17 protein-coding genes and 1 pseudogene are annotated in these 20692 nt (G+C 51.1%); 4 read left to right on the top strand and 14 right to left on the bottom strand.

Features of this window, described 5'->3' with window-relative positions; genetic code table 11:
• Positions 1-327 precede the first annotated feature (327 nt).
• A complete protein-coding gene (locus METAL_RS10525) occupies positions 328-2112 on the top strand; it encodes an ABC transporter ATP-binding protein (protein ID WP_005372162.1) in 1785 nt (594 codons plus the stop codon).
• 199 nt (positions 2113-2311) lie between these two features.
• Here METAL_RS10525 and METAL_RS10530 read toward each other — a convergent pair whose 3' ends face one another.
• From METAL_RS10530 to METAL_RS10550, 5 genes are all read right to left on the bottom strand, one after another.
• Positions 2312-4798: a hypothetical protein gene (locus tag METAL_RS10530; protein ID WP_005372163.1), complete on the bottom strand. Its 2487-nt coding sequence runs from the start codon at positions 4796-4798 to the stop codon at positions 2312-2314.
• 562 nt (positions 4799-5360) lie between these two features.
• Positions 5361-6947 carry an MFS transporter gene (locus METAL_RS10535; protein WP_245549344.1) on the bottom strand — a complete coding sequence of 529 codons (1587 nt, stop codon included), beginning with the start codon at positions 6945-6947 and terminating at the stop codon, positions 5361-5363.
• Between the two features lie 502 nt (positions 6948-7449).
• Positions 7450-8235 (bottom strand): polyphosphate kinase 2, encoded by a 786-nt coding sequence (ppk2, locus tag METAL_RS10540; protein ID WP_005372165.1) that lies wholly within the window; start codon positions 8233-8235, stop codon positions 7450-7452.
• A 45-nt stretch (positions 8236-8280) separates the two neighbouring features.
• The gene (locus tag METAL_RS10545; RefSeq protein WP_005372166.1) at positions 8281-8658 is read right to left on the bottom strand and encodes a hypothetical protein; all 378 of its coding nucleotides are present in this window, start codon (positions 8656-8658) and stop codon (positions 8281-8283) included.
• Complete coding sequence (locus METAL_RS10550; RefSeq protein ID WP_005372167.1) at positions 8655-8903, bottom strand: hypothetical protein; 249 nt, start codon at positions 8901-8903, stop codon at positions 8655-8657. The genes METAL_RS10545 and METAL_RS10550 overlap by 4 nt, the downstream gene beginning before the upstream one ends.
• Positions 8904-9058: 155 nt before the next feature.
• Between METAL_RS10550 and METAL_RS10555 the strand changes: the two genes are divergently transcribed.
• The 3 genes from METAL_RS10555 to METAL_RS10565 are packed head-to-tail and all read left to right on the top strand — an operon-like array spanning position 9059 to position 10838.
• Complete coding sequence (locus METAL_RS10555; RefSeq protein ID WP_005372172.1) at positions 9059-10360, top strand: dicarboxylate/amino acid:cation symporter; 1302 nt, start codon at positions 9059-9061, stop codon at positions 10358-10360.
• 59 nt (positions 10361-10419) lie between these two features.
• Positions 10420-10626 carry a hypothetical protein gene (locus METAL_RS10560; RefSeq protein ID WP_005372174.1) on the top strand — a complete coding sequence of 69 codons (207 nt, stop codon included), beginning with the start codon at positions 10420-10422 and terminating at the stop codon, positions 10624-10626.
• 20 nt (positions 10627-10646) lie between these two features.
• A complete protein-coding gene (locus METAL_RS10565) occupies positions 10647-10838 on the top strand; it encodes a hypothetical protein (protein ID WP_005372177.1) in 192 nt (63 codons plus the stop codon).
• A 64-nt stretch (positions 10839-10902) separates the two neighbouring features.
• Here the strand turns inward: METAL_RS10565 and mepK are convergent, their stop codons facing one another.
• From mepK to ssb, 9 genes and pseudogenes are all read right to left on the bottom strand, one after another.
• Positions 10903-11556, bottom strand: a complete 654-nt coding sequence (mepK, locus tag METAL_RS10570) for a peptidoglycan L,D-endopeptidase MepK (RefSeq protein WP_005372178.1) — start codon at positions 11554-11556, stop codon at positions 10903-10905.
• Between the two features lie 254 nt (positions 11557-11810).
• Positions 11811-14912: an HsdR family type I site-specific deoxyribonuclease gene (locus METAL_RS10575; RefSeq protein WP_005372183.1), complete on the bottom strand. Its 3102-nt coding sequence runs from the start codon at positions 14910-14912 to the stop codon at positions 11811-11813.
• Positions 14905-15753 (bottom strand): BRO-N domain-containing protein, encoded by an 849-nt coding sequence (locus tag METAL_RS10580; protein ID WP_005372185.1) that lies wholly within the window; start codon positions 15751-15753, stop codon positions 14905-14907. Before METAL_RS10580 ends, METAL_RS10575 begins: the two co-directional genes overlap by 8 nt.
• Positions 15746-17074, bottom strand: a complete 1329-nt coding sequence (locus METAL_RS10585) for a restriction endonuclease subunit S (protein WP_005372186.1) — start codon at positions 17072-17074, stop codon at positions 15746-15748. The genes METAL_RS10580 and METAL_RS10585 overlap by 8 nt, the downstream gene beginning before the upstream one ends.
• Positions 17071-17889: a KilA-N domain-containing protein gene (locus METAL_RS10590; protein WP_005372187.1), complete on the bottom strand. Its 819-nt coding sequence runs from the start codon at positions 17887-17889 to the stop codon at positions 17071-17073. The genes METAL_RS10585 and METAL_RS10590 overlap by 4 nt, the downstream gene beginning before the upstream one ends.
• Positions 17886-19431: pseudogene (locus METAL_RS10595) on the bottom strand (type I restriction-modification system subunit M). The gene METAL_RS10590 and the pseudogene METAL_RS10595 overlap by 4 nt, the downstream one beginning before the upstream one ends.
• A 75-nt stretch (positions 19432-19506) precedes the next feature.
• On the bottom strand, positions 19507-19638 hold the full coding sequence (locus METAL_RS20765; protein WP_213069363.1) for a type I restriction endonuclease: 132 nt from the start codon (positions 19636-19638) through the stop codon (positions 19507-19509).
• A 48-nt stretch (positions 19639-19686) separates the two neighbouring features.
• A complete protein-coding gene (locus METAL_RS20770; RefSeq protein WP_213069364.1) occupies positions 19687-19905 on the bottom strand; it encodes a hypothetical protein in 219 nt (72 codons plus the stop codon).
• 214 nt (positions 19906-20119) lie between these two features.
• Positions 20120-20599, bottom strand: a complete 480-nt coding sequence (gene ssb / locus METAL_RS10600; RefSeq protein WP_005372189.1) for a single-stranded DNA-binding protein — start codon at positions 20597-20599, stop codon at positions 20120-20122.
• Between the last annotated feature and the right edge of the window lie 93 nt (positions 20600-20692).

Genomic DNA, 20692 nt, shown 5'->3' on the forward strand with positions numbered 1-20692 from the left:
CTTGTGGTCTGGCAAGGACAGTCCTCGTTAATGGGTTCGGGATATCCATTTTAAATGGAATTCTGCCTAAGTCCTGATTATTTCAACGAAATAACGATAACTCGACTTTGCTTGCAACTCAAAGATAATCTACTCGATGATTACCTCTACCAACAACTCAGGAATCCATCTCTACGGATGAATCTTGCGTAAGTCCTGTTATATTCAGATTGCTAACCTTCCACCCTGAGTCTTACTGATTCGGCCAATCACCCTACAGCGCAGGTATAATGGTTGGTTTATCCCTCTATTCCGCCGTTAATGTCTAAAATATTACCCTCCCCGTCCATGCGCCGCGCCACCGAAGCACCGCCGTTACCCAGCGGCACGATCCACTTCATCCTCTACTGCCTGTCCCACTTCAAGGGCTGGATTACGTTGATGATCCTCTTCGAAGCGGGCCAGGCAGCCGGCAGCATCCTGGTGCCCTATGCGGTCAAGGCGATCATGGAAGGCGTAGCGGCCGGACTTCCCGACGCCCGCACCGCCATCGAGGCGCTGAAAGGTCCCTTACTGTTTCTGGCCGGGCTGACGATTGCCGAGATCCTGTGCAGCCGGGCCAGCGGCGCGATCCTGATTACGATCGGCCCGCGGCTCCGCCAAAGAACCACCCGCACCCTGTTCACCTACCTGCAATACCATTCGGCGCGCTATTTCAGCAGCCATTTCGCGGGCGCGCTGGCGCACCGGATCAGCGAAACCGCGATCAGCGTGAATCATACGATCTGGGCGGTACTGTGCGATTTCTGGCCGATCACGATCACCTTCGGCGTCTCCGCCGGCTTGCTGCTGCACGTGCATCAGGGGCTCGGGCTATTCGTCACCGCCTGGGTTTTCATCTATGTGGCGATTTCTTTCTGGCTGGCGACGCGCTGCCGCCCGTATTCGCAACACTATGCGGGCATCCGCAGCATGGTGAACGGCAAGATCGTCGATTCGGTCACCAACAGCCTGAACGCCAAACTGTTCGCGCGCCAAAGATTCGAACGCGATTACCTGCAGGGCTATCTGGACACCGAATTGAAAGCCGCGCGCCGGACGTTCTGGTTCATGGAGCGGGTGCGCTGGTTCCAGTTCATCTCGGCCGGCGCGTTGAAGATCGGCACGATTTATTACGCGCTGACGCTCTGGCAGGACGGACTGATCAGCGTGGGCGATTTCACGATGAGCATGGGCCTGGCACTGATCGTGATCGCCGACGCGCGCAATCTGTCCCGCCATTTCCTGGAGTTTTTCGAATATGTCGGCAACATCGCGAACGGCGTCGAAACAATCGTGCAGCCGCACGAAATCGTCGATGCGCCGGATGCGAAACCGCTTGAAGTCGCCGAAGGACGGATCGAATTCCGCGATGTCACTTTCGGCTATCATCCGGACCAGCCGGTTTTCAAGGAATTGAACGTCGTGATCGAACCCGGCCAGCGCGTCGGCTTGGTCGGCTTTTCGGGCTCGGGCAAATCGACTTTCGTGAGCTTGATCCTGCGCAATTACGAGCCGCAAGCCGGTAAAATCCGCATCGACGGCACCGACATCGCCGAAGCGATGCAGGAATCGCTGCACGCACAGGTCAGCCTGATTCCGCAAGATCCGACGCTCTTTCACCGCAGCCTGAAGGAAAACATCGGCTACGGCAAACTCGGCGCAAGCGACCGGGAAATCGCGGACGCCGCCGCGTTCGCGCATGCGGACGAGTTTATCCGGGCCATGGCGGAAGATTACGATTCGCTGGTCGGCGAACGCGGCGTCAAGCTGTCCGGCGGCCAGCGGCAAAGGATCGCGATCGCGCGGGTGATGCTGAAGGATGCGCCGATTCTGATCCTGGACGAAGCGACGTCGAGCCTGGACTCGGTTACCGAAAAAACGATCCAGGAAAACCTGGCCCGGTTGATGGGGAAGAAGACCGTGATCGCGATCGCGCACCGGCTGTCGACGATCGCCTATCTCGACCGTATCCTGGTGTTCGATCGGGGACACATCGTCGAGGACGGCACGCACGAGGAACTGTTGGCGCTGAAAGGCTATTACTACCGTTTATGGAACATGCAGGCCGGCGGCTTCCTGCCGGACGGCTGATTACAAATATTAAGATCGCTTATAGAAATAAATTAAATCAATACCTTATAATGTTATCCCTAACTAAAAACTGTCTCAAAAAGCCAGAAAATAACGATTAAATGTACAGTACAGCTACGATTTAGCTGCATTAACGTGGAAACGCAAAACCTCTCTCGCATTTGAGGGCGGCATAATATATACCAAGCAGGCTCTTACTTTACTTATGGCCGCGGGAATTGTTCTCTTTTCTTTGCTCAATAGCTTTCTTAACCGAAAGAAAACTCTCTTCTTGACTATGAATCAGAGACATAAAGTCATAATAATTTACTCCGAAATTCGATAAATGCCATTGATTTTCTAAATATTTTTTAAAGCAAATCGCTTTTTTATACCGGTCACTTATATCAAATGAATCAGCGATTTTTGATATTTCTTCCCGTGACTCTTGATCAAAAATCGGCGTGTCTGTAGAAACAGCATCCAAAAACGCAAAGGACCCAGTCCAAAACCTTATATGATAAATTCCGACAGTTGTCGCTCTATAGTGGAAGTGCTCAGGAGGTTCATGGTCTGCCACGTGGAGTTCTCGATAATGTGCGTGTGGTGTTTCAATAAGGCGTTTGGTTGCTAAGCGTCGCAATGCATGACGAACTTGATCTTCCACGAATCCCTGTCTCGCCATCTCCGACATCAATTGTTGCCCATTAACAAAACCATCATTGTCCAAAATTCCCGCACCAGAATTCAAAAAAGCCACAATTAAACTTGCCAAGAAATGTTCCCGAGGATCAGCTGAACTTAAATCAAAAATATTGCAAGCTACGAACGAAGATTGTGAATTAAAGTATGCATATTCACCAAGAAGTGCGTGCTTAGTGAACTCATGGAGGGGTATTGTATAATTTCCTTTTTTTTCTTCAATTTGAACAATTTTCTCAGAATCAACATTAGGGCTACCAAAAAAACCAGTAATTAGCTCGATAACTGCGCGGGTATTTCCACCGGTTATATTGCTCAAGAACTGCCGGATAGCTTCGCTGGTACGTATTGATCTTAAAGTCGCATTTAAAAAAGACACAACACTTCCAATATGGATACGAATATCGGACAATTCGGCTGGAGCAACTTTACCCTCCGCAACCCGAACAGCGAAAACTAGACGCTTCTGCACTACTTCGTCAGCTGGAGGGGGTGCTATCGTTAGTATTTTATTCTGATATGCAGAAAGTGCCCCTGTTGTCTTTGATAAATAGAATGTGCTCGGACGTAATGCCACGAAAACCAGGAGATTACGCGAAGCAGCAAGCTCCTGGGCAATCAGAAAAGTTTCCTGCTGAACTTCGAAAGTGCGCTGATCCGCATTATCAAGCACTAGAATGATTTGCTTATTACGACCACGAGCGAGATGACCAAGAGACGCTAAAAGGTGTTTATCGCGCATCTCGATTTTCTCGCTAAGAAAGGCGACCCGTTCTCGCTGATAAGCAACATGATCAATCCCCTTCATAGATCCTTTGACACTATTATCAAAGTCTATTAAATCCCTATGGTAAATAGCATTTGCGAATTCAGCGCTATTAATATCCACTCCATACTTGTTTTTCAGGACTAGAGGAATTTCCGAGAGTATGAAAGATTTTATATTAGTCGATAAGTTTGCTTTAATCCCAAGATTTATATGAATGAAATATGTATTAGTCTTTTCAGTATTCTCTAGATTCTGATAAAGATTTTCGAAGAACGAAGTCTTGCCCACGCCAACATCGCCGATAACAACTACAGGCCGCGATCCTTTAGAACGAACAATAACTGGGTCATTAAATTTCAGATCTCCATCAGTATGGGCCACTGTGATTGAATCTAGAGCGGAGGGAGAAACACCGTCTTCACCAACACGCTTATATCGTGCCGCTATTATGTTTTTGCTTAAAAGTAAGTGCCTATTATTAGCCTCAATAGGAACATAACATTCTTTGTAAAATGAAGATTTCAAAGTTGGATTTTCTTCAATTTCTTCAAGAAGAAGGGACGATAAAGATCTGAGATTTTCTTGGAATCTGTTTCTATAACGATATTTAAATGGCTCAGGAATCGATGTACACGCTTTTTGAGGAATCCTTGGATTACGGTGCATCGACAAATCTCGATAGGCACGGTTCTCTGTTATTCCTTCAGGCGAAAGCAATTTCCATAAAAGCGGGAAATTATTAATATAAGAATCAAAGCCATTAAAAAAATAGCATTCCCCTTTAAGTGGAGACTGGCCCGGAATAATAGCTTGGAAAATTACTATTTGTGGGCCATTACATACAATCGCTATTTGAGCTCCATGGATAGCACAATAGGGGATCACTTGATAAACAGCTTCCTCTAAAGTTTTAGAAGCACGAAGTAATGGCTCAAGTTTTCGAACAATTATTGGGGTACCAGTTGGGGGTACGTCGAATAATTTGGATTCCTTTTTAGCTTCAAGAACAGCCTTCGCAGTAGGGCATCCTAAAATATAGTCTGATCTTCCGCCAAGGTCATCTGACCTTTCTACCTCAATATCTATTCTGTCCCACCCTAGGCATTCCGTAAGAAGTCTATCCACAAACTGAAACCGGTTTTGGGCCTCATTCCAATGAGGGCTATCACTAGGAAATTCTTTGATAATATTTCCCAGTATTCTTTCTCCTTCAGTAAGCTCAAAAAGTGCATGCATACTAATTTTTCTTCTTTATTTTAAAAAATAGTACCTTGTTATCATTCCTAATAATGATACTATGGTTTTAATTATAAAACTAATTTATAAAAATAATTTTAACATAAAATCATTGCCAAAAAATAATACTCATTAAAGCTGGCTTTTAATCAAAATAATTTTATTATTTTATCACTCCCGTCAGCCATCCACAGGAGGGACCCGCCGGGGCAGCGAAGCGGAGCCCCAGAGGCGGGAGGTCCCTGTGAATGGCTGGCATCAGCACAGGCTAGTCTTTATTATAATCTGCTTTTAACTTAATCCCTTCCTTGTAGATGAACTCCAAACCGTTCAGCAAATTTACCCTGAATCAAATCGGTACTTTTTCAGATCACCTGAAAGAAGCTCAGAAAATGGGGCGTAACCTGAATGAGTTATTACGCGAGGCCAGGCCGAAATAAATCAAATCGGTGCTAGGGGAGGATTTTGCCTGTATCTCTTATACGAGTTGCTGTTTGAAATGCACCTCGAAATTGGATTGGTTGTGCTTAGCATCCATGAAAACTTGATAGCCGCTGCAAAATCAATCTTTCAGCCAGGTCCGCTTCGCCAACACGATCGCCGCGATCGGGATCGCCAAGTTCAGCCCCATCACCACGATCAGCAGCCAGCCGAGTTCGCTATAGTCTGCGGCAACCACGATCCGGCCGGTCGCCGCGTCGCGCACTTCGCGGGTAATCACGAAGCCTTGATTCAGCCATTTGGTCAGGAGCTGCGACAGGGATAGCGCGAGATTCACGAACGCAGCCATCACCGCGAAATAAGTCGCCTTCAGCTGTTTCGGGGCCGAATTGGCGATCCAGGCCAGCATCGGAATCATCGCGATCTGGCCCAGCGGCGATTCGAGCGCGGTATCGACCAGCGCGATGAAACGGGCATCGACGACGCCGCCCGTCAGCTCCGCCGTCCATTTGTGAATGCCGTAGTACAGCGCGATATTGGGGATATAAAGCAGGCCCAGCACGACGGTCAGCACCGCGATGATGTAGGTGATTGGCCGCTCGGCCATGAAGCGGCGAAACAGGAACATGCCGAGCAGAGTCAGCGTGCTCGCGATCAGCGACAATTTCGAGATGAACTGCTGGTCGAAACCGAGGTCGTCAATCATCCACCAGGTTTCGCCCGCGCCGGTAGTCGGGACCGCGCGGAACGCGAAGATCACGAATGCGGTCCCGTACAAGCGGTTTTTCGTTTTGCTGTCGAGGTCCATCGTCAATCGCCACATCAAAAACAGCACGATCACCAAAGACCCGGCAAATACGATTTCTTCGCTGTTTCGCAATCCTCCCAGCCCGACCGCCGCCGCGAACAGCGCAAATCCGAGCCCGCCGCCGAGCAGCGGCCAATTGACCGCAGGCGTCTCACGGACGCGGGCGGTCAGCCGTTCGATATCTTCAAACTCGAAACCGTGTGCGGCGAGCCGCCATTCTTCCTGCGCCCGTAAATAAGACGCCAGCACAACGCCCAGGATCGAGATGACCGGAATCCACAGCGCCCAACGGTAAATCGACAGGTATATCGCCGCTTTCTGGGCCTCATCCATCGTTTCGATGCCGCTGAAAAACGCGACATTAACCCCCGCTACCAGCAGGCTGCCGCCGATGATCGCGACCCGGCCCAGGGTCTGCATCGTCGTATGCGCGGCCAGTATTTCCGGTTCGGGCAGCGGCCGGCCCTGTTCGTCGATGACGGCCACGGCCTCCACGGTCATCGCATCGGCCACGGTATCCTGGATCACGTAACCGACCGGCGCCAGGAGCGCCGCCAGCACGTACCAGTTTTCGACGGGCCATAACGACTGCATATACTCACGGTCGCCGAGCAGATTGATCATGATCAGCAAAGCGGCGGCGATCAGCGCCGCGCCCAGGTAGATCAGGCCGGCCTTATGGCGCCACAGTAAATCGACCAGATGCCCTATCGGCATTTTCAAGGCCCAGGGCAGCATCGCCCAGAACCCCAGCGCAGCCAGAAACTCGGCGCTCAGGCCCAAATATTCCTTGACGAAAAAAGTTCCGACGATGCCGGTCAGCCCCGATACGCCCGCCGCCAGATACACCATCAGCGGCGGCACGTAACTGACGCGCATTTGCCGGCCGAGATCGATCACATTATGATCCAGCCACTTCCGTAATAAGAAAAAGATCGGCGCGGTATTACGGTTTGCGTCCGACGGCCCCTTAATCATGTATCCTCCTTCGGCTTAATGCGTTTGAATGCGTTTGTTGACTCCTGAGTTTGATATTAAGTTCGCGGTCGAATCGAATCCGTTCCATTGATCCCAGAGGGCTTTCAGGATTTGGGCGGAAATAACTTCCCGGTTTTAACCTGTTTGTATTGCGTGGCTTTTTAGCGCGTATGCGTTCAGTCTCTCCCTTTGAAAAAGCGGGGTGAGGAGAGATTTTTTTTAATAAATCCCCCTCGATCCCCCTTTTTCAAAGGGGGAAGTGGGCGTTTATTTCAGCCTATCCGTAGCCTACCGGTTTCGGGAAATTATGTGGAGCCGAATCCTAACTTCCTGGTATAGCGTGGTAAACCTGCCAGGTTTTTAAAACCTGGCAGGTCTTTGGCTGGAAAGTTATTTGGAGCCAGCTCCTAAGCCTGTTGCTGCCCTATTCCGCAATCATCCCGTTTTTCAAATAGCTTTCTGCATAATTGAATACGATGTCGGTATCGGGCAGCACTTCCGCATCGTTTTTATCCTTATAGTCGAGGCGGAACAACATGTCCTTGATGATATTGAGGCGCGCGCTTTTTTTATCGTCGGCCCGCACGACCGTCCAGGGCGCATCCAGATGATGCGTTCTCGCAAACATGATATTGCGGGCAAGGCTGTAGTCGTCCCAATGCTTGACCGCTTCCACATCGATCGGGCTGATTTTCCACTGTTTCAAGGGGTCCCGTTCGCGGTCTTCGAGGCGCCGTTTCTGTTCCTCCCGGCTGATGTCCAGGTAATACTTCAACAGCTTGATGCCCGACCGAACCAGCATCAGCTCGAAATCCGGGACGGTTTCGAGAAACTCGTGATATTCCCCGTCGCTGCAGAAACCCATCACGCGCTCGACGCCGGCGCGGTTGTACCAGCTGCGGTTGAACAGCGCCATTTCCTGGGCCGCCGGCAGGTGCGGCACATAGCGTTGAAAATACCAGCTACTTTGGTCCCGGTCGGAAGGTTTGCCCAGCGCCACCACCCGGGTTTCGCGCGGGCTCAAATGCTGGGTGATGCGTTTGATCGAACCGTCCTTGCCGCCCGCGTCGCGCCCCTCGAAAAGGATCAGCACTTTTTCGCCGTGCTTGATGATGTGCTTTTGCAGCTTGACCAGTTCGATCTGCAACCGGATCAGAGCGGCTTGATATTCATCCTTGTCGATTTTTTTCCTGTTGTGTTTATGTTTCATGAGGCGAAAACGGAGATTGCGGGCGATTTTGTTCGGATAAAAAGACTATTCGCCGATATTCAGCAGCCATCCGCCGCTGCCTTTACACTGGCTCGCGCCTTCCGCCGCGATACCGATCCTGGCATAAACGCCGCGCAATGCAGCCGGCAGAACTCCGCTGACCGCATAACCCTGCGCAACGGACTTCACCGCAACCGGTACGGGAATGTCTTTGACAATGACTTTGATCGTTTGCGGCTTCGTATTCGGCGAGGCGATAAAGGAAAATTCGGTATTCGGGGATACTTCCGCCTTGTCGGGCGGAGAAAATTGGCTGAAGCCGGGTTTCTCGCAGGCTTTCGAGCTACTGCCGCCACCGTAGCCCCAAGCGGCCTGGGCGGTCGCCATGAACAGGCTTAACCAGAGTATTCGTAAAGGTTTCATCGTTGCCTCCATAAGATTGAATGGATCGATTTCCAGCCAAAAGAGTTATTCCAGATGCCCGATCCGCTGCCGGGCCGCCAGGCCGAACGGCGAATCCGGCTCTTTTTGCGCAATGCGCTCCAGATTCTTTCGGGATCTTCGGTGAAAAGATCGCGAACCAGATTATCATAGTGCACCTGTTCCCTGAGAATGTCGCGGGGATCAGCTCTCGGCGGTTCGGTCGGATCATGGCAGCAGCTACTCATCACAGGTCTCCAGTCAGGAAAGGAACCTTCACATCTTACACCCAAATCCCGCCCGCCGTTTACCTTCTCTCCAGGCGGAATGCTAAACTGAACTGTCGCCATGCTTTTTTTGAAGCGGTTCCCGCCATTTTCGATTCACTGAACATTCACTGCCCATGAACAAACCCAGCTACTTTGCCTTGCCTTTATATGTCCAGGTTGTCGTCGGCGTCGCCGCCGGCGCCCTTCTGGGCGTCCTGTTCGGAACCGAAAGTTACGGCTTTAATTTATTCAGCAACGCGGCGCTCGGCCAATTGGGACAACTGGTGATCCGCCTTCTGAAAGCGCTTGCGGCGCCGCTGGTCTTTTTCGCCATTCTGGACGCGATGATCCATACCGACATCTCGCTCAAGCACGGCCGCCGCCTGCTGGCCTTGTGTTCGATCAATCTGGCGGTGGCGATGATCATCGGCCTCACTTTGATGAATACGCTGCGTCCGGGCCATCTGTGGGAAGGCAGGCTAACGGCGATGACGAACCAACTGGACCACGGCACAAGCCGCTTGATGCCCAAATCGGTACCGGAAAATCTGACGCTCGATCCGCTAAAAAACCTCGCCGGCTATATCCCGAAAAGTCTGGCCGAACCGTTTGTCGAAAACAATATGATCGCGATCATTCTGCTGGCGTTGCTGGTCGGCGGCGCGATCCGCCAACTGAAACGGCAGACGGCGGACGAAGATCAAGCCGGTCTCGTCATGCTGGAAAAATCGATCGGCGTCGGCTGCCGGCTGCTGATCCAGATGCTGCTCTGGGTCGTCAAGGCCATACCGTTCGCGGTTTTCGGCGTGGTCGCGCAAGTGGTCGGGAAAGCAGGCCTGGAAGTGTTCGAACTGGTGGCGGTATTCCTGGCTGCGATGTTGGGCGGATTGCTGATCCATGCCCTCGCCTATTATCCCGGCATGGTCAAATGGGGCGGCGGGATGCCGGTCAAGCGTTATTTTTCGGAAGGCGCGGATGCGATCGTAACCGGCCTTTCCACCAACAGCAGCCTGGCGACGATGCCGGTCACCCTGCGCTGCCTGACCGAAAACATGGGGATTTCAAACCGGTCTGCGCGCCTGTCGGTATGCATCGGCACCAATTTGAACAACGACGGCATCATCCTGTACGAAGCGATGGCCGCGCTGTTTCTGGCGCAAGCGATCGGCATCGAACTGAACTTTGCGCAGCAACTGGTTATCATTGCGGCGGCCATCATGGTGGGCGTCGGCATTTCGGGCATTCCCGAAGCCGGCCTGATCGCCCTGCCCTTGGTATTGAGCACGGCTGGCCTGCCGGAAGCCTTGGTGGTCACCGCAGTGCCGCTGATTACCACGATCGACTGGATCATTGCCCGGTTCCGGTCCGGCGTAAATGTGATGAACGACATGCTGATCGCAATCCTGCTGGATCGGCTGGACAAAACAAACCATTAGTAATCCGATCGAAAGGGGTTATGTTATGCCGCAGGAAAGATTTTGGAGCCCATGCCGATATGAGCCATAACGCCGTCTTTGTCAGAATCAAATGGATCATTGTGCTGTTGGTGACGATGGTGCTCGACTTCTTGCCCGTTCCGGTCATCGGGCTGATTCTGCTTTACATATTACTCTTTCGCCCGCTATGGTTTAAAAACGCCGTGCTGGAGATATACGATCAAGCCGGCCGAGACAAGCGCAACAGCGCAAACGATTCCGACTAACTTAACTTGGTAACCAGGCCGTGAGTATAGAGAAAACAACCTTCCCGTCCCGGCTGATCTTGTGTTTCATCGTATTGATCGGCTTGATCGTTCTCCATGTGATTCCGCTGCCGATCTTGGAAATCCTGGTGCTGTACGTGCTGGTGGCGCGCCCGTACTGGTTCAAGGATCTGGTCGAGCAAATCTACGCCGAAAAAAAGCCTGAAGATTAGGCCTGAGCACTCTTTTTCCGCCCGTTTTAGTTTCAATCCGGCTGGTAGGAATTCGCCGCGGAGTTTACCAGGTTCTAAAATGTCCGGTGTCCAGATGGACGAAATTGTCTCGAGGATAATAACCTACGCCGCCTTGCGCGATTGCCAGCGCGGCGTTTCTAACGATTTTGGGTGAAATGCCTTCAAGCCTGATATCAATGGCCCGGCCTTGCATATGAAAACTATGTTCCGCCACGCCATGACTGTACCTACGGAGCTGAGCATTGGTAAAAGGCGAACGATAACCGGAGATGATATGGAACGGTTTATTGACGCCAAGCGTTTGCTTCAGCATAAACAACTGATCCAGTAAAGCTGTATCGATCGGGTGAATAGTGTCGGTACGGAAATCGCGGAGCAGATAATTGATTTCATGCAGCGCTTCTTTGATATAGCGGCCGCGTTCAAAATAGGTCAGCTTTAGCTTATCGCCGGTATGCGTATGTTCGAAGGCGAGCGTTTTATGTTCGAAAGTATGCGGATAAGGCGCTGTATTCCGCGGGTGAACCGAACGGTCGAAGGCATGGAAAACGGGCTCATGCCCGGGCTTGTGTCTATGCTTCACGGGATGGATGACGTGCCTTACGGCCGCTGTAGCCGTTCCCGATCCACCCAGTATTACCAATGATCCCAAAGCCAGCTTCTTCAGAAACTCGCGTCTGGATGCAATGGTGTCCATGTCGGACTCTGCGTTATTTGAGGATCGCTCTTTCATGTTTTATTTTAAGTGACACTTAATCCCATGCTACTGTTTAGTAAAGCTAACCATATGACAAGTTCAACAGTAACATTAATTTAAACTCTTACAGGGCTTTAGAATCCAGCCGAAGAATTCTATAAATGTTTACATTGTACTCGCCCTGAATTAAGGGGGAAAGCTCTGCTGACCGCACGACAGACTTGAAGGTCGTCCAAACAGATGAAGCGATCCCATTAGACCTGCCCACCCACGCCTTTAAATTTCTCGACAAAAGCGGCTATTTTCTGGAAGACACTCTGCTTTTTTGTCAGGTACCGCGGGTTTAACGGGCTCATTTTAGGCAGAATGGCATTGAGCTCAGTGCCATTGTCACTGGCAAATTCCCGTTTTAGCGAGGTGGCGATGTAACGCCTGGCCGCCTCAGCATTTAGGCTCTCGCTACTAATGAGCTCTTGGGCTTCACGCTGTTGTTCAGCTTGCGCAAAGGTGAAGAAAGCATCAATAACACTGGCCTTATCGCCAATCTTATCCAGGTCGGTTTGATTTATAAAATCAACCAACAAGCCCTCTTTAGCGCGGTTGCCCAGACTGGCGCGAATCACTCGACGCACGTCTTCAACCAGTGCCGCTTTATCTTTAACTTTTTTATTATTTTCAAAAATCAGTTCCAGAATGTAGTCTAAATTGATCTCTTGCGACTTAAGCAGATCTACCTCAAAGACTACGTCATCCCAATCAATGGTGGATTTTTCTTTTTCAGCGGCAGATTTTTCACGGCGTAGCCAGTCGCGTATATCGTTATAGGTGGAGCGATAATCCTGAATTTTCCGGTCGGCGGGTATTCTGATGGCTTGCAGCGCGGCCACGTCCTCATCGCTTAGATAATGTTGGGCTTTAAATGCCTCAACGGCCTCCGGGTCGCTCATGTCAACGCTTTGCAGGGCTTTCAGGCTGGCAAATTCATCATAGTTTTGCAGCACATTCTCCACGCGCAAATACTCGCCAAATAATTTCGCAAAAGCTTTTTTATCGGATTCTTTAACAATCTCATCGGGGTTAGGAAAACGCTGCTCTAGCTCCGCGACTACCTCCACAAAGCCGCGTCGGGCTTCACCAGTCGCCACATCGGTAAAACCTTCCATGTACTCCTTGTAGCTTTTTTCCAGCACCACGTTTTTGGTGTTCTTATCGCCAAATAGGGTAATGGCGTCCACCGTGGCTTGTTCTAAATCGCGGAAGGTGACGATATTGCCAAAGGTTTTGGTGGCATCGAAAATACGGTTCGTGCGCGAATAAGCCTGTAGCAAACCGTGATAGCGCAGGTTTTTATCGACAAACAAGGTATTCAGCGTGGGCGCATCAAAGCCGGTCAAAAACATCCCCACCACAATCAATAAATCAATTTCCTGACTTTTCACGCGTAGCGCAAGATCCCGATAATAGTTTTGGAAGCCATTGCCATCCACGCTGAAATTGGTTTTAAACAGCGCGTTATAGTCAGCAATCGCTGCGCTTAAAAACTCTTTCGCGCTGCTGTTCATGGCTAAAACCTCAAAGCTTTCATCCGGAATGTCGCCTACGGCATCCTGTTCTTCATTGGCCGCAAAAGAAAAGATGGTCGCCAGTTTCAGCGGCTTATCGCTGCCTTGTTGTAATTTGTTCAAAGACTCATAATAGAGCTTGGCCGCATCCACGCCGCTCACGGCAAACAGGGCATTGAAGCCTTTTGCGCCAGCCTGCGGACGATGGGTTTTTTGCCGGAAATTATTCAGGATATATTGTGAAATTTCCCGAATACGCTCGGGGTGCAATAAGGCTTGCTTGTTTTCCGCCGCGCTTAATTTTTTCTCGTCCTGCTCGCTTTCAATGGCTTTGAACTTTGGGCGGACATCGTTGTAGTCCACCTTGAACTTCAATACCTTTTCATCGCGGATAGCATCGGTGATGACATAAGAATGCAACTCGCGGCCAAACACGCTGGCGGTCGTCTCCGCGCCAAGGGCGTTTTGCGGGAATATCGGCGTGCCGGTAAAACCAAATTGATAAAACTTTTTAAACTTTTTCTTCAGGTTTTTCTGCGCCTCGCCAAACTGGCTGCGGTGGCATTCATCAAAAATAAACACTACTTGTTTGTTGTAAACGGCTAAGTCGTTTTCACTTTTCATCAGGTTGTTGAGCTTCTGGATGGTGGTGACAATGATTCTGTTGTCGTCCTTATCCAGGTTGCGCTTGAGGCCGGCGGTGCTGTCCGAGCTATTGACGCTATCCGGCGAAAAGCGCTGATATTCCTTCATGGTCTGGTAATCGAGGTCTTTTCTGTCCACCACGAAAAACACCTTATCGATAAAATCCAGCTCAGTCGCCAATCGTCGCGCCGCTTTAAAACTGGTTAAAGTTTTACCTGAACCCGTGGTGTGCCAGATATAACCGCCACTTTCGAGTTTGCTCCAGTTCTTGGCTTCATATGAACTATTGATCTTCCACAAAATGCGCTCGGTAGCGGCAATCTGATAAGGGCGCATCACCAGTAGCGTGTTGCTGACATCAAATACCGAATAATGCAGCAGCACATTGAGCAGCGTGTTTTTCTGAAAGAAAGTGGCAGTAAAGTCTTTCAGGTCTTTAATCAGACTGTTATCGGCTTTCGCCCAATTCATGGTGAAATCAAAGCTGTTCTTGTTGCGCTGGGTTGTGTTGGCAAAATAACGGCTGTCGGTGCCGTTGGAAATCACAAACAATTGCAAAAATTTGTACAGCGAGTTGTCGCTGTTAAAGCTCTCCTTGCTGTAGCGATGCACCTGATTGAAGGCTTCGCGAATCGCCACGCCGCGCTTCTTCAACTCCACCTGCACCAACGGCAAACCGTTCACCAAAATGGTCACGTCGTAGCGGTTGGCGTGGCTGCCGGTTTGCTCAAACTGGCGGATCACCTGTACCTTGTTGCGGACAATGGTCTTCTTGTCCAGCAGGGTAATGTTCCGAATGCGGCCATCATCGAAGACGAAATCGTGGATATAGTCGTCGTGAATCTTGCGGGTTTTCTCGACGATGCCATCGCTGGGCTTGTCCAGCCAAATCTCGACAAAGCGCGACCACTCGCCATTGGTGAATCGCACGTTATTGAGCGCTTGCAGCTGAACGCGCGCATTGGCCAGTAGCGCATCGGGCTTGTTCAGGCCGGGCAGGTACTCATACCCCTGATCGACCAAATCCTGAATGAACTCGCGCTCCAGATCGCCTTCGCTCTGGTAGCTTTCCGCCACCTTCCATTCCCGGTGGTATTTATCCAGAACAATGAAGTTATTGGATTCCGCAATAGTTTTGTAGTCAGTCATGTTTCTTGTCACTCTTGTTCGCCAACTGCAAACCCTTGGCATTCTGTCTGCTAACCACTTTCTTGCCGGTTTCCGCTTCCAGCTTCAACCGGGCTTCTTTGGCAACGCCACCGCCGCGTTTTGCCACCTCTTCATGCTCCGACAAGGAATCGGGATTGGCAATCTCGGAAATTTCCTTGGTGGATAACTCCGCCAGCATGTTCAGCACCAGCTCTTTGTTGGTCATGTTGTCACGCAGGCTTTCCTTTTTCAGCCCCTTGTATTGCTTGTATTCCTTCGCCGTTTTCCCTGCCCATGTTTTGTAGATCACATCGGTGAGAAAGGCGAATTCCGGCCCTTCTTGCAAACCGTGCTTTTTCCATTCGTCGGTCAGCTCCTTGCGGATTTCGATGCTTTTCAGGCGCTGGTTGATCCAGTTGTCAGAATAGCCCAGACGCTTGTAATCCCGCATGGCCTGTTCGATGGACAGTTCAGGGTCTTGCAGTTGGTCCAGCCGCTCGCTGCCTACCTGTGCCAGCCAGAGCTTGAAGGGCTCGGCTTTTTTGGAGGGGATAGACTGGATAAGGCGTAAAAGCTGCTGCGTATTGGCGACATCGGCCATACGCATTTTTCCGTCTGCCGCCTGCATTTTCAACCCGTGACAATTTGTCACGGTTTCATTGCCTTCTGCTTTCAAGCGTTGTTTCAGCTTACGCCAGTAAGCCGTGGCATCAAGGCTGTCGGTTAGTACGGCCACCACATCCACAATGGAGAAAAACCATTCTTCCTGCTCGACATCCCAGATAGAACGAATCTGGCTCGCTTCAAACAAGTGATTTTGCGGTTGGGGGGTATTAGGCATGGGCAATCTCCTTTTGCCCAGGCTTGGGAAAGCTCAACAGCAAATCGCGGTAATACTCGTATTGCTTCTGGCGCAGCTCGATTTCGCGGGGCAAGCCTTCGGTGATGGAGTTGGTCAGCGCGTCGAATTTGTCGAGAATGGCGACGATGCGTGCTTGTTCGGCTAGAGAAGGGATCGGAATTTGATACGCAATAATCATTTCCTTATTGCCGCGAGGCATTTTCGCCCCTTTGGAGTGCTGCATGTCGTATTCAAAGAATTTATCATCAGCCAAAACCTGATATAGATACCGTGGATTAACAGCATTATCCGTTGGGTGAATCACCAGAACATCGCCATTCGTTCCACCAGTCCGATCAGCGTGCCATATCTTTTTTAGGTAAGGTCTAATGTTGCCTATTAATATGTCGCCATCTTGATATCTAGTTAAATTGCCTTCAGTCGGTACAAAATTAGATGCAACCTTTCCTGCGCGATTTTGCAAAAGATTGTCAACGCCAACATAACTCATTGAGTCAACTTCACCAGAGCTGATGCGCGTTTTCGAATAGGTTGCTACCTCTCCCAACGTCTTCCACTCCACTGCAACTCTCCCGTCACCCTGCGCGAAGTCGCAGGGTCCAGCTTTTTCTTCCTGCATGGATTCTGCGACTGCGCTTCGCTCCGCGCAGAATGACGTATGCGGAATGACGGCCTCTTCAAAACTCAACAACTGGTCTCGGTAGTGGTTGTATTGTTTTTTGCGGGCGGTAAGCTCGGCGGTAAGCTCGGTGAAGCTGTCCAGTATGCGGACGATTTCGGCCTGGATTTCAAGCGATTTTTTGGGGTTTTCTGGGCAGGGGATGGGGACAGGTATTTTGGATAGGTCGCTGCTAGAAACCCTGCGAACCTTTGCGCCAGTAATATATTTTTTCTTCTGCTCTTGAAAATTCTCTGTTTTAAAAAAATACGCAAGATACTTAACATTTTGTTTATGCCTGAACAGCATCATGTCGCCAGAAATAGCAGCTTTATCGCCAAGCCAAGCCAGCGGCTTTACAACGTCTTCATCATTCTCGGATGTGGTTGCAAGCAATAAATCATTCTTGTTGGCAACTCTCAATTTGCTTGCCAATTGATTAGATACATAAGTGAATGTTTTTTCGGCAGACAAGCCATACCTTGTATAGATTTGTCCATAGTGTATGGCAGGGAATCCTGACTCAACGAAGTCCTTTTTTTGCAAACCATTGCCGCGAATAAACTCGCCAACTTCCCCCAGCGCCTTCCACTCCACCGCCACCCCACCCAGCAGCCTTTCCAGAAAACTTGCGCCGCTCATTTCTTCTTTCCTTCCAGTTGCCGAACGCCCGCATCGCCCAGCAGCAGCTTCATTTGCCCGATGGCGGTCTGATTCAGCAGCTTCAAGCGTTCCGGTTGTGCCAGGCCCTGATGGATGAAATGGGCGTTCAGGGTTTCCAGGTTCGCCAGGCAGACCAGTTGCGAGGCGTTGGCTTCGTCGCGGATGTTGCCTTTGCTGCCGGGGTTCTCGTCCCGCCACTGTTTTGCGGTTTTGCCGAACAGGGCCATGTTCAGCAAGTCTGCTTCGCTGGCATAGACAAAACTGGTTTGTGCGGGTGTCAGTTCTGGCGGGATCAGATTGACCTTGATCGCATCGGTATGGATGCGGTAGTTGATCTTGGTGAGGTTGCGGCGGATGTCCCAGCCCAGTTGGGCGGTTTCCGCCTCTTTCAGGCGCTGGAACTCCTTGATGAGGTAAATCTTGAACTCGGCGCTGATCCACATGCCGAACTCGAAGGCGATGTCCTTGTGGGCGTAGGTGCCGCCATAGCGCCCGGCCTTGGCGGTCAGGCCGATGGCGTTGGTCTGCTCCACCCATTCCTTGACGCTGAGCTTGTAGTTGTTCAGGCCCGCCTGACTTTTAATTGTGGCGAATCCGCCATAGTTGAAAGCGGGGTTGTTGACCTGCTCCCAGATGCCGAGGAACTCCACGGTGTTGCGGTTGCGCAGCCAGTCGGAGATGAAGAAGTCCCCGTCCTTGGCTCTGAGCATGTCGGTCAGGGAGATGAAGTCCATGTCCTTGTCGGAATAGACCGTGACTGGAACTCCTCGCACGTCGATCTTCTTGTTGCTCATGCTTCACCTCCCTCAATTTCCGCGACGATCGCATCAATGTCCTTGCGTAGCTGGTCGATGCGGGCGACGGTGGTTTTTAGCTCGGCATTGAGCTGGGTAATGTCCACCACTTCGCGGGTGTCTTTGGCTTCCACATAGCTGCTGACCGATAGGTTATAGTCGTTGGCGGCCACCTGCTCAAACGGCACGGCTTGGGCAAAGTGATCGACATTTTTCTTGCTGTCGAACACCGCCATGATCTGTTCGATGTGCGCGTCCAGCAGCACGTTGTTGTTGGTTTCCTTTTTGAACAGCCCGCTGGCGTCGATGAACTGGGTGGTGGTGTCGGCCTTGTGTTTGGACAGCACCAGGATGTTCACGGCGATGGTGGTGCCGAAGAACAGGTTGGGTGCCAGCGAAATCACGGTTTCGACGTAGTTGTTATCCACCAGATACTGGCGAATCTTCTGCTCGGCCCCGGTAGAAGATGCCGGGGAAGCAGACGATGGCGGCGCGGCCTTTGCTGGACAAATAACTGAGCGCGTGCAGCACAAAGGCGAAGTCTGCCTTGGATTTGGGGGCGAGCACGCCAGCCGGGGCAAAGCGGTCGTCGTTGATGAGCGTCGGGTCGTCGCTGCCGATCCACTTCACCGAATAGGGCGGGTTGGAGACGATGGCATCGAAGGGCTTGTCGTCGCCAAAGCGCGGGGCGATCAGGGTGTTGCCGAGTTGGATATTGAACTTGTCGTAGTTGATGTTGTGCAAGAACATATTCATCCGCGCCAGGTTGTAGGTGGTGTGGTTGATTTCTTGCCCGAAGAAGCCGTCTTCGATGATGTGCGCGTCGAAATGCTTTTTGGCTTGCAGCAACAGGGAGCCGGAGCCGCAGGCGGGGTCGTAAATCTTGTTGACGCTGGTTTGCTTGTGCATGGCGAGCCGCGCGATCAGCCTGGACACATGCTGCGGGGTGAAAAACTCGCCGCCGGATTTGCCGGCATTGGCGGCGTAGTTGGAGATCAGAAACTCGTAGGCATCGCCAAACAGGTCGATGTGGCTGGCGTCAAAATCGCCAAAATCCAGCCCGGCCACGCCTTTGAGCACGGCGGCTAATCGGATGTTCTTATCGGCAACGGTATTGCCGAGGCGGTTGCTGGTGGTATCGAAATCGGCAAACAGACCTTTAATATCGCGCTCCGATGGGTAGCCGTTGGCGGAACTTTCGATGCCGGCAAAGATAGCGGCCAGGTCGGTATTCAAGCTGTCGTTGGTATTGGCGCCCGCAGCGATAGTGGCGAACAGCTGGCTGGGGTAGATGAAGTAGCCCTTGGTTTTAATGGCGTCGTCTTTGATTTCCGGGGTGATGACACTATCGGGGAGCTTCGCATAGTCGATGCCGTCATCACCGCCTTCGATGTAGTTGGCAAAGTTTTCGCTGATAAAGCGATAAAACAGGGTGCCGAGTACATACTGCTTAAAGTCCCAGCCATCGACCGCGCCTCGTACCTCATTGGCGATTTGCCAGATTTGGCGTTGCAGCGCGGCCCGTTGTTGGGTGCTTGTCATGGTGTTGTTCCTGTTTTAATCTATTTTGTGGGGTTATTACATCTCAGAGGGAGGTGACATGGACAAGGCTATCGCTTATCCGACCGTCCAAATTCTGTCAGGCCTGAACTCTTCGTCGCCGTTTTGATAGGCGAGCTCGGTAACCAGATGAAAACTGTTATTGTTGAAGTTCTCAAAGTCGATCAATTTGGCGCCCGAGCGGCCCATCGGTTTTTCGTAAAAGGCTTTGGAGATCCTCCGTTTCCAACGCCAGTTTCACTTCTCATAACCCAAACGGATTAAATGCAGGATGGTCGGTAGTTTAACTCGGGTGTTTTCGGTGAACTTCATGATATGCTTTTTGCCAGTTTTAAATTGCCCTCGCCCAACTCTTCTGGAGAGAGCTTCTGATGGCGTTAAGCAGGCATGATCGCCATTTTTATACAAGTGCTCATCTGCGCTGAGTGCCATCAAAATAAATTCAAATGCGCGCATTGGCCTTCTCTGCGCGCAAAACTTTCCAGGACGAATATTTATCGTTGGCAAGAAGTCGGCAATTCAATGGCAATCAGCGCCCCAACTCATCAGTTCCGATTGCACTAACCGATGTATTCGCCAGGGTCTTCACAAACATCGAAACGCAGAATGGAAAACCCGCAGTGATGCGGGTTCCATAGACAATTTTTAGCAAATTATCATTTGGTAGGAATTAGAACGGAATATCGTCGTCGAAGTCGTCGTAATTCGGCGGTGGCGGCATCGAACCGGAAGACGCCGGCGCTTCCGGCCTTGAAGACGACGGCTTGCCCGGAGCCGCATAGCCCGATTGCGGCTGATCGCCAAAGCTTGCCGTGCCGCCGCTGCGGCTGTCGAGCATATGCATTTCTTCCGCGACGATTTCGGTCGTATAACGGTCCTGGCCGTCCTGGCCCTGCCATTTCTGGGTCCGAATGCGTCCTTCGACATAAACCTGGCTGCCTTTTTTCAGATATTCCCCGGCCACTTCGGCCAGCCGGGCGAAGAACACCACGCGATGCCATTCCGTCTCTTCCTTGCGTTCGTTGGTCTGCTTATCGCGCCACCTTCTGCTGGTAGCCAGACGAATCGTCGTCACCTGACCGCCGCTCGGCATGAAGCGGACTTCGGGATCGGCTCCCAATCTCCCAATCAAAATAACCTTATTCAGCATTGCTTACTCCAAAATGTTTTTCCTGATCCATCAAAACCGCCGCTGCCGAGCCGGCTTCCGTCGATTGCCTACCCATACCCCGCAACGAAAATC

It is taken from the genome of Methylomicrobium album BG8 (assembly GCF_000214275.2).
GTDB classification, from domain to species: domain Bacteria; phylum Pseudomonadota; class Gammaproteobacteria; order Methylococcales; family Methylomonadaceae; genus Methylomicrobium; species Methylomicrobium agile.

Bases quoted from the DNA above. Each gene is read 5' to 3' on its own strand.
- METAL_RS10525 (WP_005372162.1), top strand. From the start codon at position 328: ATGCGCCGCGCCACCGAAGCACCGCCGTTACCCAGCGGCACGATCCAC.
- METAL_RS10530 (WP_005372163.1), bottom strand. From the start codon at position 4,798: ATGCATGCACTTTTTGAGCTTACTGAAGGAGAAAGAATACTGGGAAAT.
- ppk2 (WP_005372165.1), bottom strand. From the start codon at position 8,235: ATGAAACATAAACACAACAGGAAAAAAATCGACAAGGATGAATATCAA.
- METAL_RS10545 (WP_005372166.1), bottom strand. From the start codon at position 8,658: ATGAAACCTTTACGAATACTCTGGTTAAGCCTGTTCATGGCGACCGCC.
- METAL_RS10550 (WP_005372167.1), bottom strand. From the start codon at position 8,903: ATGAGTAGCTGCTGCCATGATCCGACCGAACCGCCGAGAGCTGATCCC.
- METAL_RS10555 (WP_005372172.1), top strand. From the start codon at position 9,059: ATGAACAAACCCAGCTACTTTGCCTTGCCTTTATATGTCCAGGTTGTC.
- METAL_RS10560 (WP_005372174.1), top strand. From the start codon at position 10,420: ATGAGCCATAACGCCGTCTTTGTCAGAATCAAATGGATCATTGTGCTG.
- mepK (WP_005372178.1), bottom strand. From the start codon at position 11,556: ATGGACACCATTGCATCCAGACGCGAGTTTCTGAAGAAGCTGGCTTTG.
- METAL_RS10575 (WP_005372183.1), bottom strand. From the start codon at position 14,912: ATGACTGACTACAAAACTATTGCGGAATCCAATAACTTCATTGTTCTG.
- METAL_RS10580 (WP_005372185.1), bottom strand. From the start codon at position 15,753: ATGCCTAATACCCCCCAACCGCAAAATCACTTGTTTGAAGCGAGCCAG.
- METAL_RS10585 (WP_005372186.1), bottom strand. From the start codon at position 17,074: ATGAGCGGCGCAAGTTTTCTGGAAAGGCTGCTGGGTGGGGTGGCGGTG.
- METAL_RS10590 (WP_005372187.1), bottom strand. From the start codon at position 17,889: ATGAGCAACAAGAAGATCGACGTGCGAGGAGTTCCAGTCACGGTCTAT.
- METAL_RS20765 (WP_213069363.1), bottom strand. From the start codon at position 19,638: ATGGGCCGCTCGGGCGCCAAATTGATCGACTTTGAGAACTTCAACAAT.
- METAL_RS20770 (WP_213069364.1), bottom strand. From the start codon at position 19,905: ATGCGCGCATTTGAATTTATTTTGATGGCACTCAGCGCAGATGAGCAC.
- ssb (WP_005372189.1), bottom strand. From the start codon at position 20,599: ATGCTGAATAAGGTTATTTTGATTGGGAGATTGGGAGCCGATCCCGAA.